Genomic DNA, 14,086 nt, shown 5'->3' on the forward strand with positions numbered 1-14,086 from the left:
GTGCCAACCAAGGTTGGCCTCTACCGCGGCGTGCGTCAGTTTGCCGGCGCGAACTGCAGCCGGGTCCACACCCCGTAGTGATCCGACGCCCAACGACCGCCGTCATCCGGCTGGTCGAACAGGATCTTCGCTTCGCGCGCGACCATCTCGTCCTGCTGGAAGAAGATGTGGTCGATGCGCGACGGTGCCTGGTAGTAGTGTCGGTTGAGCGTACTGACACCGGCCAGGTCGGTGTTGACGTGCACGCTGCCGTAGCTGTCGCCGTAGTGGCTGCGCAGCTCGCTCAGATCGCCGGCATCGACCAGTGCATTGAAGTCGCCGGCAATCACCACCGGCGCACCCGCAGCGCTGCCGTCAATGAAACGCAGCAGATCTTCGACCTGGCTGCGGCGGATGCGCTGGCCGGTGTCGTCACTGCGCTCGTTGAGATGGGTGGCATAGACATTGACCGGCTTGCCGTCCACGTCGATGCGCAGATGGGCCACGGTGCGGTAGTCGTCCAGCGGCAGCAGCAGGTGCTCGCCACGGGCCAGGATCGGGCGCCGGGTCAACAGCGCATTGCCATACCGCTTGGGCGCTCCCACCGGATCGGTGGACACGAATACGTAGCGGTAGCCGAGCTGGCTGGCCAACCACTGCGCCTGGTTTCGCACGTTGCGCTTCTGGATCACTTCCTGCAGCGCGATGGCATCGGGCTGCAGGCGCTTTAGCTCAGCCACGATCGTGCGACGGCGGCTGGGCCAGTCCTCGCGGTCATGGTGCAGGTTGAACGTCACCATGCTCATGCCGGGCTCGCTGACGGCCGCCGCGTTCGCCGCGGCGACCGGCGCAGCGGCTGAGGCCAGCCCCGGCAGGGCCAGCACGATCGCCAGCCCCAGCACGCAGAGACTGCGGCCGATCCCGATCGGTTGACGCATGGTTACTGCCCTTTGCGTTCGGCGCGGCGCACTGCACTGGGCACGTCGATCTCGACCCGTGCCGGCAACTGGTGCACATGCAGCTCGTTGTTGATCCATTCCACCGTCTCGCCATTGACCGTCGCCTGGCCGGGTTCGCCTGCATACGGCCATGGCAGCACCACGCCGCCGGCAGGTGGCACCAGGCCGGGCTGCACCTCCAGCACCAGCTGCTTGTCACTGCGCTGCAGGCGATAGTTGAGCTGCCCCTGCGGCGTGCGCAGGCCCTGCACGGCGATGCCCTCGCCCTGCAGCCAGGACACCGGGATACCCGCAGCAAGCACCAGCGCCTCGTCCGCATCGCGGTTGTAGGCGAACATGTCCAGCGCCGAGCGGACGAAGTCCGATGCCACCCATGCATGCGGCAGGTCACCCACGAAGAACGGCTTGCGCGGCGTACGCGAGACCACCTCGGCCCACTGGTTCCAGGCCTGCGGCGCGCGATCCTTGAAGAAGAACTCGGTGGCCTGCCAGGCGCGATCGCGCCAGCCCAGGCGCACGAACGCGGCGACGTTGCGCCATTCGTACGGCGTGTAATCCTTCCATTCGCGCTTGCCATCGCGGCGCGCGACGAATTCGTTCCAGTAGCGCTGGAAGGTTGCGTCCAGCGCCTCCTGCGGCAACCGCCCCTGCTCGCCGCCTGGTGCCAACGCGATCGTGGTGGAGGTCGCGTCGAAGTCACCCAGCTCGGCCGAACCCGGCAGGTAGTCGATGCGATGCTGCTGCATGGCCGCCAGCAGCGAGGCCTGCAGGTCGTCACGGAACTGATCGCGCGATTCGCTGATCTGCATCGCCTCGACCTTGCCCAGCTGCGCCGCCAGCTGCGCGGCGTCCTTGTAACCCCGCAGCGCCCAGAAGTTGTCCCAGTACGAATGCATCGGCTTGGCCGAATAACCCTCGTGGCTGATCGAGGCCGGCATCATCCCGTAGAAGGCAGGATTGCGCGCACGGTTCTCCTCGGTGCGCTCGCTGCCGCGCAGTTGTTCCATGTAGCTGTAGGCGCCCAGCACGTGCGGCCACATCTGCTCCAGGAAGGCAGTGTCACCAGTGTAACGGCCGTATTCGGCGATGTTGTAGATCAGCTCACCGTGGCTGTCGTTCTCCGGCACCGGATCGCTGCCACGCGCATCGACGCAGCACGGCACCTTGCCGTTTTCAAACTGATAGGGCGCATACCAGGTCACGTAGTCGCGCACCGCATCGCTGCGGCCCATCCGCAGCAGGCCTTCGGAGATCATCGCGCCATCTCGGATCCAGCTGCGCGCGTATGAGCGCGTACCTGGCTGCAGACGCGGGCCGACCCGTGAGATCAGCATGTGTGCCACCGCCGTGCGCAGGGTTTCCACCAGCGGTTGGCCGGCAGCCGGCACCTGCAGGGTCACCACGCCCAGCTTGTCGCGCCACATTGCCGCGACCTGCTGCTGCGCCTTGGCTACGTCCAGTGCCTGCGGGGCCCAGCTGCCGGTCTGTGGCAGCACGATCGCCACCTCGCGGCTCTGCCCGGGTTCGAGCTTGATCGTGTACAGCAGCGCGCCGGACGCCATGCCGGTCGGATCCTTCACGGCGGTGGTGCCGGGCAGCTTGCCGCTGGCCAGGTGCATCGCATCCAGCTTGCCGTCGAAGCTGCTGGCAAAGCGCGCATCCGGCACCTGCAGGGGATACATCCGCGGTTCGCCATTGATGCGCACCAGCTGTTCGCCCACGTCCAGGCTGTCGATGCGGCTGAAGCCGCCCACCGTGTTGAGGAACTGGGTGGGCGGATTGACCTGCCACGGGCGGATCGCCAGTGCCAGGGTGTATTCGTGCGCGACCTTGTCCGGGTTGCTCAAGCGGTAGCGCCCGATCAGCTGGGCGCGTTCGGGCGTGCCCTGCACGAAGCTGGTCACCGACAGGCCGGCCTTCTCGTGCACCCAGTCGACCGTGGCGATCGGCAGGTAGCGATCCTGCAGCGACTGGGTGATGGCAACGTCGGCCCAATCCAGCAGCTTGCCGTCGAGGCGGATGAACGGCTCGATGCTGAAGCTGCCCTTGGCCGGCTCCAGCGCGCCGTCCTCACTGATCAGCGCCTGTTCCTGGCCACCGTCCAGGCCAAGCAGGGTCCAGTACGGCTGCTCGCCGACATAAGCACGCGGCAACGCGCCACGCGGCAGGTCGGCCGCCACCGAGGACAGGAAGGCATTGGGAGTGGCAGCGAACGCCAGCGGCTTCAGGGTGATGTCGCGAATGCCGTAGCGCCAGTTCGGCCCGCCCTGCAGGTCGAAACGGACGTACCGCGCATCGGTGTCGGGCAGTGCCAGCCAGTCGCGGCCTCCGGCACCGGCGGTCACTTCGCGCACGGTACGCCAGTCACGGCCATCCTCGGAGGTACGTACGGTGTAGCGGTTCGCTTCCAGGCCGGGCAGCCAGTCGATCACCGCACCGCCGATCTCGCGGCTCTTGTGCAGGTCCAGGCCGATGGTCTGCTGCTTGACCCCGCCACTGATCCAGAAGGTGTCGGACTTGCCGTCGATCATCCGGTCCTGCAGCGCGGTTGCGGTATCGGCGATCACCGAGGGCCGCAGCGCCGAATCATCCTGCGCGGGCAGGCCCTGCAGGGTCAGCTTGTCGAAGCACACGGTACCGCGGCCGCCGACCTTGCTGTAAATCGTGAATTCCATCGACGCACTGCGCGCCATGTCCTTCTCTGGCGATGGCCCCCAGGCCTTGTCGATCTGCCGGCGGCGGTACTCCACCGGCGTCCACGCCTTGGGGAAGGCATAACCGGGGCGATTGACCCACCACACGTTGTCGCCGCTGGCGTCGATCAGCTTGAACTGCAGGTCATTGGCCGGCGAATCACCGCGCAGCTGGAAGCCGAAGCGGTAGTTGGCCGGGTACTCGATGTTCAGCGGGCGACGGATGCCGACGTAACCGGAGACCTCGTGGAAGTCGTAGTCCAGGCACAGCGCGCGGCCACCGCCGGCACCACTGACCGGCCGCAGCGAGCCGCTGACCTGGTCGGACAACACCAGCTTCCAGGCGCTGATGTCGTCGAAATCATCCAGCACCTTCGGCGCGGGGAGCGCCGGTGGTGCGGCGATCGCCAGGGAAGACCACAACAGGCCCAGTCCAACGGCGATCGCACGCATCATCCCTTCACACTCCCCAGCAACAGTCCTTGGATGTAGTACCGCTGCAGCACCAGGAACAGCGCCAGCACCGGAACCACGGTGACCACTGCGCCAGCCATCATCATTTCCACGTCCATGATGTGTTCGCGCGAGAGGGTGGCCAGCGCCACCGGCAAAGTGTAGTGCTCCTGGTCGGTCAACACGATCAGCGGCCACATGAAATCGTTCCAGGCGCCCATGAAGGTGAAGATCGCCAGCGTCACCAGCACCGGCTTCAGCATCGGCAGCACGATCTGGAAGAAGATCCGCAGCTCCCCTGCCCCGTCGATGCGCGCCGCTTCCAGCAGCTCATCGGGAATCGAGCGGGCGTACTGGCGCACCAGGAAGATGCCGAACACGCTGGCCAGCGCCGGCACGATCACGCCGCCGAAACTGTTGACCAGGCCCAGCTGCTTCATCAACAGGAACAGCGGCAGCATCGCCACCTGTGCCGGGATCACCAGCGCCGCCATCAGCACCTGGAACAGGCGCTCACGGCCGGCGAACTGCAGCTTGGCGAAAGCGTAGCCGGCCATCGTGTTGAGCAGCAGCGAACCGAGGGTGATCGCCAGCGACACCAGCAGGCTGTTGGCGAAGTTGCCGCCCATGCCGGTGCGCGCGAACAGCTCGGTGTAATTGTGCGTGGTGATGCTGGACGGCAGCAGCGGCGGCGGGAAGTGGGTGGCCTCACCCTGCGGCATGAACGAGACCGAGAGCATCCACAGCAACGGTGCCAGGCTGACCAGGGCCAGCACCAGCAGCGCGCCGTTGATCATCCACGGGTGCCAGCGTGACTGGCCGATTTCACGACTCATACCAACTGCCTCTTGCGGCCAAAGCGCAGCATCACGGTGGTCACCGCCAGGATGATCAGGAACAGCAGGAACGCCACAGCCGAGGCGCGTCCCAGGTTCCACCACTTGAAGCCTTCCTCGAACATGAAATACAGCACGCTGACGGTGCTCTGCAGTGGGTCGCCGCGGGTCATCACATAGGGTTCGGCGAACAGCTGGAAGTAACCGGATACGGTGATCACCCCGACCACCAGCAGCACCGGGCCGAGCATCGGCAGGGTGATGTGCAGGAACTGCTTCCAGCGCGAGGCGCCGTCGATGCGCGCGGCCTCGTACAGGTCATGCGGGATCGCCTGCAGGCCGGCCAGGAAGATCACCATGTTGTAGCCGAAGTTCTTCCACACCGCGAACAGCATGATGGTCGGCATCGCCCAGTTGGGATCGCCCAGCCAGTCGATCGGGCTGATGCCAAGATGGCCCAGGCCGTAGTTCACCAGGCCATAGCTGGTGTGGAACAGGTAGCGCCAGATCACCGCCACCGCCACCAGCGTGGTCACCACCGGGGCGAACAGCGCGGTGCGGAACAGCGCCTTGAAGCGCGCGGCCGGGGCATTGAGCAGCATCGCCGCGCCCAGCGATACACCGATCGACAACGGCACACCGATCACCACGAAATAGGTGGTGTTCCACAGCGACTTCCAGAACATCGGGGTCTGCAGCAGGTCGATGTAGTTGCCAAGACCCACGAAGCGCAGGTTGCTGCTGTCGGCCAGCGCATACAGGTCGAAGTCGGTCACGCTCAGCGCCAGCGCCGAAGCCACCGGCAGGCCGAAGAACACACCAAGCACGATCAGCGAGGGGCCGGCGAAGATCCAGCCGGCAAGGGAAGAACGTTTCATTGCGGGCTCCCGGCCGCGACTGCACTGGTCGAACCCGAGGGGGGTGCGCTGCGCTGCAGGCGTTGTTGTTCATGCATCCAGCGACGCTTGGCCAGCACCTTGTCCACGCGCTGGTCCAGTTCGGCCACGGCCTTGTCCTGCGGCAGGCCGCCACGCACCACCTGTTCGGTGACGATGCGCATTTCCTGCACGATGCGCTCCCATTCGAGCACCTTCGGGGTCGGCTTGACCCGCTCCAGCTGGTCGCGGAAGGCGGCGGCAAGCGGATCGTTGGCCAGCGACGGCGCGTTCCACGTGCTGCGCCGCGGCGGCAGGTCGCCGATGATCGCGTGGAAGCGCGCCTGGATTGCCGGCCGCGACAGGAACTCGATCAACTTCCAGGACGCTTCCTTTTGCTGCGACTTGCGGAAGATCACCAGGCTGGTGCCCCCGGCGATGCCCGCGCCCGGCCCCTCCGGACCCGGCAGCGCGGCCGTGCCCCACTGCCCTTCCAGTTCCTTCGGCTGCAGCTTCTTGAACTCGCGGATGTTCCAGGGGCCGGAGATGTAGAACACGTTGAAGCCGCGGAAGAATTCATCCCAGACGTTGGAGATCTGCGTCTCGGACATCTTCGGCGCCCAGCCCTGCTCGAACATGTTGGCGTAGAAACCGAGCGTGCGACGGAAGCCGGGGCTGGAGAAATTGCCACGGGTGTCATCGTCGCGCAGCAGCGGATCGGGCTGCTGCAGGGCCAGCGACAGCTGCTGCTCGAACTCGTTGATCGGCATCAGCACCGCATAGCGGTTCGGGCCCTGCATGCGCTTGATCGCAGCCATCTGCTCGTTCCATTCCGCCCAGGTGCGCGGCGGGTGGTCGAAGCCGGCCTTGGCCAACAGGTCCTTGCGGTAGTAGATCAGGCGGGTATCGACGTACCACGGCACGCCGACCAGCTCGTCGTGGATCACGTTGGTATCCCAGATGCCCTGGAAATAATCCTTCGGATCGACCACGGTCGAGCGCTGCACGAACGGCTGCAGCGGCGTCAGCGCATTGAGTTCGGCGAATTCGGGCACCCAGGTGTTGCCGAGCTGGCATACGTCGGGCAGGCCATCGGCAGCGAACGCGGTCAGCAGCTTTTCGTGCGCGGCCGTCCACGGGATGTTCTGCACATCGACCTTGATGCCGGGGTTCTCCGCTTCGAATTCGTGGATCAGCTCGCTGACCACTTCGGCCTCGCGGCCCATCGCCCAGAAGCGCACGGTGGTGGTGCCCTGCTCCTGGCGGGCACAGCCGGCGATGGCCAGCGCGGCCAGTGCAGGCAATGCCCAGCGTCGCAGGCGGTGTTTCCAGTCGTGCACCTTGTTACTTCCCCTGGCCGGTGTTGCGGTTGGCATTGTTTTTCTGTTCCTGCGCGGCGGCCGCACGTGATTCGGCGATACCGACCGCACGTGCCGCCGCGGCCTTCTCATCCTTCTGCAGCTCCAGCGGCTGGAAGGAACCTTCCGGTGCCAGCCAGCCACCACTGAAGCCCGCCCGTTCCAGGCCCTTGCGGATGTACGGGTTCTTCTTCATCACATCCCAGACGAAGTCGTTGCGGTAGTTGGCGATCATGGTCAGGATCGGGCCCTGGTCGATGGCGATGTAGTCGCTGGCGACCCAGCCGCGATCGGGCACCACGCGCCCGGTCTTGATCGGGATGTCGTAGTTGAAACTGGGATTGAACGAATCCAGGAAGCCATAGCTGGAGTAGATGTAGTCGCCGTAGCGCTTGTGCATCTCCAGCGTGGCCGGAATCACTTCCTCGGGCGCGAACACGACCGAGGAGATCGCCGCGGTTGGCGCGATCGTGCCGTCATCGAAATTTTCGCGCAGGCCTGCGCCGCGCGAAGAGTAATGGCGGAACTGGCGCTGCTCGCCGCGGTATTCCTGGGTGGTGTTCTGCGGACCATCACTGGCGGTCAGGCCCCACACGTTCTCGCTATATTCCTTCCAGTTCATCGGATTGGCGATGGCGTACTCACGCTGGGCCAGCGCCGCCGAACGGCTGTTGAGGAAGTAGGTGCTGCCACGCTCGCGCATGTACGCATCCTGGATATCGCGGAAGTCGATCCAGACATGGCTGTACTGGTGGCCGAACAGCGGGCCGAAGGACAGGTATTCCTGGCCCTGGTAGACGCCCCAGTCGTTGTCGTAGGTGCGCGTCCACACCGTCCACGCATCCGGGCTGACCGGATGGCTGGGCGAGCCCAGGGCGAGGATGTAGACCATCATCGCCTCGTTGTAGCCCATCCAGTCATGGTCGATGAAGCCGTTCTCGGGGAACCAGCCCATCGAGATCAGCGGCGCACGCTGCTGCAGCCACGGCCAGTCGACCTGCTTGTACAGGGTGTCGGCAATCTGCCGGATTTCCTTCTCGCGCGGATCGTCGCCGTCGTAGTACGACTGCGCGAACAGCACGCCCATCATCAGCAGCGCGGTATCCACCGAGGACAGTTCCACCCAGCTGTCGTAGCGGCGACCTTCCTGCATGTCCAGGAAGTGGTAGTAGAAGCCCTTGTAGCCGGCCTTGCCGGTACGCTGCGGGCCCATCGGCACATCGCGGAAGAACTTCAGGGTAGTCAGGGTGCGGTCGATCGCCTGGTTGCGACTGATCCAGCCGTTCTCGATGCCGATCGGATAGGCGGTCAGGGCGAAGCCGACCGAGGCGATGCTGGCGAACGGCCGCGACGGATAGCGGTCCGGGGTCAGGCCGTTGATCTCGTTGGTGGTATCCCAGAAGAACTGGAAGGTGCGGCGCTCGATGTCATCAAACAGCGGCGGCAGCTCCGGCTTCATCGGCCGCGGCGGTGCGTCGGCCTCGATCAGGATCACCGGCGGGCGCGGCTTGGCAGGCTCCTGCTGGGCCGGTTTGCAGGCGGCGATGGCCAGGGTCATCGCAGCGGCGGTCATCAGGTGGCGTGCCTGCATGGCGCGGTTCCTCCGGTGGGCTGATCGATGAAAGAGCATAACGTCCAATGACCTGAAATCGTTTACAAAGTGCGGTCTTAAAAAACCACGAAAACGTGGTTGATGACACCGCGGTCATTGCCCACGCCATTGCCCCCTGCCCGGCAATGACATGGGCAATGGACCGACCCGAAGGCCGGCCATTGCCGTTGAAACCGGAGCCTTCGGCGAACCGATGGCTCCGTACTGCATCAACTTCCTGCAATCAGAAGCGGAAGCCCACTTCGGCCTTGACCTGACGCGGCGTACCGATGATGTCGCCGGTCTCGTTGTAGCTGGCCTGCAGCTTGCCGTTGCTCTTGACGTAGTTGTAGGTGGAGAAGTTGTCGAAGTTGAACACGTTGATGATGTCGATACGCGCGTACAGCTCGGTATCGCCCGCCAGCTTGAACGTCTTGGTCGCCTGCAGGTCGACCGAACGGTAGCCGAAGATCTTGCCGCCCAGCAGGAACTTGCCATTGGCGTTGGGCACAGCCGCCTGCGGAGTCGGCAGGTTGTAGCCACTGGCCTGCGGCACCGGGTACCAGTCATTGACGGCGGTCGGGGTGGCCAGGGTGATCTTGCCACCGAAGGTGATGCCCCAGAAGCCCGCGTACGAACCGGTGACCACCAGGCGGTGGCGCGGCGCGCCGTTGGAACGGATGGTCGGGTAATCCTCGATCAGGCCGCGGTCGAAGGCGTACTTCTCATTGATATCGCGGTTGTGGCGCGCGGTCGTCCAGGTATAGGCGATCGAGGTGCCCCAGCCGCTTTCCTTGGTGAACGGCTTCTGCGCCGACAGCAGGATCTGGGTCGCACGGGTCTTGATGCCCTGCTGGCCGATGATCAGGCTGCCGAAGCCCGGCACGTTGCAGCTCCAGGCCTGGCTCAGGCCCGGCTCGGTGCCTCCGCACAGGCGCGGATCATCGAAGAACTGGCCGGTCGGGTAACGGTTGCCCAGGGTGAAGGCGAAGCCGTCGTAGCTCAGGGTACGGGCAATGGTGGCGTCGGTCAGCCAGTCACCGATCTGGTTGCTCATGCCCAGGCTGAACTGATCCGAGTACGGAGCCTTCAGCTTGTTGTTGAGCAGATCGACTTCCAGGCCCGCATTGCTGGTTGCACCGACCAGTGCCTGCAGGTTGCCGATGCCGTTGAGCAGGTTCGGGTTCCAGTCATAGCAGGCGGCCTGGCCGTTGATGCAGGTGCCGGTGGCCGGGTTGCGGAAGTAGATCGTCGGCTGCGGCAGTGCCAGCTTGGTGGTTTCCAGCTGCAGGTTGTCGAACAGGTCACGGTCGTAGGAACGGCCGGCACCACCGTGGATCACGTGCTGCTCGTCGGCGTTGATGTCATACGAGAAGCCCAGGCGCGGCTGCCAGGCATCCTTGAACGCCTTGCGGTTGTGGCCGTTGCTGATGTAGTCGCTGATGTCCAGACCGCCCAGCGCCAGCGAATCGGCGTAGGTCTGGCCGGCGGGGCCGCGCGGATCCTGCGAATAGATCGCGTCGACCACGGCCTGCGGGGTGACGAAGTCCAGGTAGGACGGGGTCTTTTCGTAGTCCCAGCGCAGGCCGATGTTCAGCTGCAGGTGGTCGTTGACCTGCCAGTCGTCCTGGATGAACACGCCGTACTGCTTGGACTTCGAACGCACTTCGCCGGACACGCCCGACACGCCGGTCACCGGCTTGACGAACTGCGCCTTGTACGGAATGGAATCGGGGAAGTCCGGATCGCCCAGGCTGTAGGTGAAGGTCGGGTTGATCTGCGCCGCATCGGAGGCGTACAGGTCGATCGCCTTGTACTTCACGCCCATCTTGATGGTGTGGTCGCCGGCCCACTGGATGCCATCCAGGGTCAGGTTGTCTTCGATCGACCAGCCCTTCTGGCCCTTCACCTGCGAATCCAGTGCCGAGGCGCCACCGATCTTCACCACGGTGCGGTCTTCGGTGCCGTCCGGTGCGGTGTAGGTGATGCCGTTGGCCAGGGTCAGCGGGGTCGGGTTGTTGAACGAATCTTCGTGGGTGACCATCATTTCGTTGTAGTAACGCTCGCCGCTGTGGTTCCAGCGCAGGGCGTAACGACGGTCGGTGTTGACTACTTCACGGCCGGCTTCCGGCGAGGTCTGGCCACTGAACTGCGACTGGGTTTCATCGCGGTCCTGGAAGGTCAGTTCGATGCGATCGTTGTCGGTCGGCTCGAAGTCGATCTTGCCGAAGATCAGATCCTGCTGGAACGGCTGGCTGGCCGGGCCCAGGCCGGCGGCGCCTGCCGGCGGCAGCAGGCCGGCAGCACCGGTGACCGCGCCGTCCGGCGCGATGGTGACCGGCAGGTCGAAGCGCTTGGCTTCATAGGTAACGAAGAAGTGCGCCTTGTCCTGGATGATCGGGCCACCCAGCGCGAAGCCGTATTCCTTCTCGGCCGAGACCATCTTGTCCTTGCCGCCCTGGCGCTCGGCCGGGGTCTTGGCGCGCATGTCCTCATCGGTGTAGCGGTAGAACGCCTCACCCTTGAATTCATTGGTACCGGACTTGGTGGCAGCGGTCACTGCGGCGCTCGACACCTGGCCGTACTCGGCCTTGTAGTTGCCGCTGATGACCTTGTATTCGCCGATGGCCAACTGCGGGAACGGGTTGCCGGCGCTGCCGGACTGGCCGGCCACGCCGCCGCCCTTGACGTAGCTCTTCTGGCCCACGCCGTCGATGTAGACGTTGGTACCGTCGGCATTGGTGGCGCCGCCGCGCAGCGAGGTGTTGCCCTTGGCATCACGGGTGAAGATCAGGCCCGGCACCGCGTCGGCGAACTCCAGGAAGTTGCGCGACACCTGCGGGGTGGTCTGGATCTGCTGCAGGCTGACGGTCTTGCCCACTTCGGAGGTGCGCACTTCCTGCAGCAGGGTCGGCGCGACGACGTTGACGGTGTCCAGGTTGGTGGCGGCGGTCGTACCGGTGCCACCGGCGGCGGCGCCAGCGAAGTTGAGCGTCGAGGTCGAGGCGACGGTGACGGTCACCTTCTGCGTCTGGCCATTGGCCACCACGTCATAGGTGCCCGGGTCCAGGCCCATCAGCGAATAGCTGCCGTCGGCGCGCACGGTGCCGCGACGCACGGTACCGGTGGCGACATTGGTAGCGGTGACTTCGGCACCGGCCTGAGCGCCGGAGACCTGGCCGCGCAGGCTGGCGTTGGCCGACTGCGCCATGACGTTCGGGGCGGCGGCCAGCATCAGGCAGCTGACCAGGGCGGTGCTCAGCAGCCGGCGCGCCGGCGTGCGGATCGTGGAATGCATCATCAACTCAATCTCCGGGTGGCGGTGACCGCTTGCGCGGCACCTGCGATCAATCAAAAAAGAAGGAACGCCTCTGGCTTCAATGGCCCGATGGCGGAGTGGTGGAATCGCGAACAATCAGGCGCGGGACCAGGGTCTGCTTGTCCCCTGTCCCATCCGTGGAGGTGCCGTCCATCAACTGCAGCAAGCGCGACATCGCCCGATCGCCCAGTTCGGCGATGCTGACCTGCATGGTGGTCAGCGACGGGTGGACGAAACGCGCAAGCGGAATGTCATCGAAACCGGCCAGGGCGACATCGGACGGCACATGGACACCTGCCTGCGCGAAGGCATACAGGCAGCCCAGGGCCATCATGTCGTTGGCGGCGAATACGGCATCGGGCAGCGTGCCGGCTGCCAGCAACTCCTGACCGGCGCGATGGCCGGAAGCTTCGTCGAAATCACCGGGCAACTCGATCCCCTCCGCGCCACCGCCAAAAGCCGCCAGCGCATCACGGAAGCCGCGCAGGCGCTCGCGCGCGTCGAAGTTGAGGTCCGGGCCAGAAATGAATGCAATGCGCCGATGGCCGGCGTCGAGCAGGTGGCGGGTCATCGCCATCGCGCCGGCATGGTCATCGATGCTCAACACCGGATGGTCCTGCCCAGGCAGGTAGGTGTTGATGAGTACCGTCGGCAATGCCTGCGGCAGGTTGTCGGTCAGGAACCCCGGGCTCTCGGCATAGGGCGAGAGCACCAGCAGACCATCGACCCGGCCGCGCATGGCACGCAGGGCTGCGCCCTGCTGCTCCTGGTCGCCGTGATAGCTCGACACCAGCAAGTGCTGGCGCCGGCTGCGGGCGACGTTGTCGATGCCACGCATCAGCTCGGAGAAGAATTCGCCGTACAGGTCTGGAAGCACCACGCCCACCGTATTGGTGCGGCGGCTGCTCAGGCTGCGGGCGGCGGCGTGCGGGGTGTAACGCAGCCGTGCGGCCACCTCCAGCACAAGCTGGCGGACCGGTTCGGCGACATTTTCATGCCCGTTGAGCGCGCGCGAAACGGTGGCCACAGAGACCTTGGCTTCACGGGCGACGTCTTTGATTGTTATGGCTGCTTTGTTCACGAAGCCGCCCTCCACGGCTTGGATCTACCAGCAATGGCGCGGAATGTAAGCGTTTCCATCTGCGCTTGTAAACAGTCCGTTAGGCGAATGTCCCTAAACGGACACAGAAATCTGTCCCTGGCAGGCCCCTCGATGGACCTGCCAGGACAGCTCGGGACAGGGTTTCAGCCCTGCTCTGACGGGGTGCGTGCGCGGATGGACAACGCGTGGATGTCGGTTTCCATCAAGGTGCCCAGGGCCGCGTAGACGGCGCGATGACGGGCCAGCGGTGCCATCCCCGCGAAGCGCTCGCTGACCACATGCACGTTGAAATGACCGCGACCATCGCGCGCTCCGGCGTGGCCTGCATGGCGATGGCTGTCGTCTTCGATCTCAAGCACGCTGGGGGCCAGCGCTTGCTGCAGCGCATCACGAATCTGCTCGATCCGTTTCGCGTTCACGGCAGCACCTTGCGGAACGGACGCACCTGCACCCGCACGTAGACGCCTGCGGCGACGTAGGGGTCGGCATCGGCCCAGGCCTGGGCCTGCGGCAGCGAGTCGAAGTTGGCAATCACCACCGAGCCACTGAACCCTGCCGGGCCAGGGTCTTCGCTATCGATCGCCGGACACGGCCCGGCCAGAAGCAGGCGGCCTTCATCGCGCAATGCGGTCAACCGCGCCAGGTGCTCCGGCCGCGCCTGCAGCCGCTGGGCCAGTACATCCTGGCCGTCATATCCTTCAATCACATACCACACCGGCATTTCCTCGCTTGCGTTGCTGGTGGGCCGATTCTAGCCAATCCCACCGCCTGCCCGGCCTCGGCTGGACACCGGCGCGGCAAAGGCTTACCCTAGCAATCATTGCACGTGGCTGGATGCAGCAGCCCGTCGGTTTTTGCGGCCAACGCAGCCCCCGACGACCGACCCGCTGCTTCGAACCGGTCCACTCGACCGGGCCCCGT

The 14,086-nt window shown here is 65.2% G+C and carries 10 protein-coding genes; all 10 read right to left on the reverse strand.

Annotated features, from left to right (window positions below):
- Positions 1-35 precede the first annotated feature (35 nt).
- The 10 genes from WKB25_RS10340 to WKB25_RS10385 all read right to left on the reverse strand — a co-directional run bounded on the left by WKB25_RS10340 (position 36) and on the right by WKB25_RS10385 (position 13,880).
- Entirely contained in the window at positions 36-917 is an 882-nt protein-coding gene (locus tag WKB25_RS10340) for an endonuclease/exonuclease/phosphatase family protein (RefSeq protein ID WP_340570413.1), read from the reverse strand.
- Positions 918-919: 2 nt separating this feature from the next.
- The gene (locus WKB25_RS10345; RefSeq protein ID WP_340570415.1) at positions 920-4,087 is read right to left on the reverse strand and encodes a discoidin domain-containing protein; all 3,168 of its coding nucleotides are present in this window, start codon (positions 4,085-4,087) and stop codon (positions 920-922) included.
- Positions 4,084-4,920, reverse strand: coding sequence for a carbohydrate ABC transporter permease (locus WKB25_RS10350; protein ID WP_025876515.1), 837 nt, complete (start codon positions 4,918-4,920; stop codon positions 4,084-4,086). The genes WKB25_RS10345 and WKB25_RS10350 overlap by 4 nt, the downstream gene beginning before the upstream one ends.
- Positions 4,917-5,798, reverse strand: coding sequence for a sugar ABC transporter permease (locus tag WKB25_RS10355; RefSeq protein ID WP_089236186.1), 882 nt, complete (start codon positions 5,796-5,798; stop codon positions 4,917-4,919). Before WKB25_RS10355 ends, WKB25_RS10350 begins: the two co-directional genes overlap by 4 nt.
- A complete protein-coding gene (locus WKB25_RS10360) occupies positions 5,795-7,135 on the reverse strand; it encodes a sugar ABC transporter substrate-binding protein (RefSeq protein WP_340570524.1) in 1,341 nt (446 codons plus the stop codon). The genes WKB25_RS10355 and WKB25_RS10360 overlap by 4 nt, the downstream gene beginning before the upstream one ends.
- A 4-nt stretch (positions 7,136-7,139) precedes the next feature.
- Entirely contained in the window at positions 7,140-8,744 is a 1,605-nt protein-coding gene (locus WKB25_RS10365) for a glucoamylase family protein (protein WP_340570418.1), read from the reverse strand.
- Positions 8,745-8,988: 244 nt separating this feature from the next.
- A complete protein-coding gene (locus tag WKB25_RS10370) occupies positions 8,989-12,045 on the reverse strand; it encodes a TonB-dependent receptor (RefSeq protein WP_340570419.1) in 3,057 nt (1,018 codons plus the stop codon).
- A gap of 76 nt (positions 12,046-12,121) precedes the next feature.
- Positions 12,122-13,144 carry a LacI family DNA-binding transcriptional regulator gene (locus WKB25_RS10375; RefSeq protein WP_089238008.1) on the reverse strand — a complete coding sequence of 341 codons (1,023 nt, stop codon included), beginning with the start codon at positions 13,142-13,144 and terminating at the stop codon, positions 12,122-12,124.
- Between the two features lie 164 nt (positions 13,145-13,308).
- A complete protein-coding gene (locus tag WKB25_RS10380) occupies positions 13,309-13,584 on the reverse strand; it encodes a BolA family protein (RefSeq protein ID WP_340570421.1) in 276 nt (91 codons plus the stop codon).
- Positions 13,581-13,880: a YciI family protein gene (locus tag WKB25_RS10385; RefSeq protein ID WP_340570423.1), complete on the reverse strand. Its 300-nt coding sequence runs from the start codon at positions 13,878-13,880 to the stop codon at positions 13,581-13,583. The genes WKB25_RS10380 and WKB25_RS10385 overlap by 4 nt, the downstream gene beginning before the upstream one ends.
- Positions 13,881-14,086: the final 206 nt, after the last annotated feature.

Source organism: Stenotrophomonas sp. G106K1, assembly GCF_037969685.1.
Classification (GTDB): Bacteria; Pseudomonadota; Gammaproteobacteria; order Xanthomonadales; family Xanthomonadaceae; genus Stenotrophomonas; species Stenotrophomonas lactitubi.